Source organism: Flavobacterium maritimum, assembly GCF_040049085.1.
Taxonomy (GTDB): domain Bacteria; phylum Bacteroidota; class Bacteroidia; order Flavobacteriales; family Flavobacteriaceae; genus Flavobacterium; species Flavobacterium maritimum.
On record NZ_JBDLZY010000027.1, the window covers coordinates 1 to 603 of the forward strand.

Here is a 603-nt window from a genome sequence, read left to right on the forward strand (position 1 = left end):
GAAACAAGGAATCTGGAAAGGTTGGCATTTCTTCCGGTTCCTGATTTTCGGGCTGGTGGTATTCATATTGACTACCATTCAGCTTTTCACTTTTGAAAGTTCGCTGATCCTGCTTTTCTGTCCGTGGAGGAGCGATGTCAATTCCTGCATCCTTGGCGAGGTAGAAAAAGGTCTTTAGTGAAACGCCATGACCTTTTGATTTCAAGCAATTGTCAAATTGCTTGTCGCACTCCGGGGCAGAATAGCCTGGATAAAACTGGCTCACCCTATGAAATAGGGTACGGCCATTTTCTCCAAACTCATCAGAGAAGGCAAATCCGATATTTACCCAGTCGCTGTAAGTGGAGGTAATATCTGTTCGGTTGGCTTCAATGCTTTGGATGATGCGCTCTACTTCGTCTGTTTGAGAATCTGTATTGAAAGTTTGTTGCTCTGTAACTTTCGGTTGCGGGGTTGGCTGATTAAGCCAATCCTGCGGATTGAATGTTTTTCTTTCCATGTCCTACAAGTATTTAGGATTGATGAATATTTCTGAATCATGTGGAAGGAAACAGGCTCTTGAAATGTCCTTTCCGGATTGGTCTATTTCGAGTTGGTAGGTGT

General features: G+C 43.4%; 2 protein-coding genes. Both read right to left on the reverse strand.

The window, feature by feature from the left end; genetic code table 11:
• A partial coding sequence (locus ABEB23_RS18120) for a PriCT-2 domain-containing protein (RefSeq protein WP_348814126.1) occupies positions 1 to 499 on the reverse strand: 499 nt, incomplete at its 3' end.
• A 3-nt stretch (positions 500 to 502) separates the two neighbouring features.
• Positions 503 to 586, reverse strand: a complete 84-nt coding sequence (locus ABEB23_RS18370) for a hypothetical protein (protein WP_498371356.1) — start codon at positions 584 to 586, stop codon at positions 503 to 505.
• Between the last annotated feature and the right edge of the window lie 17 nt (positions 587 to 603).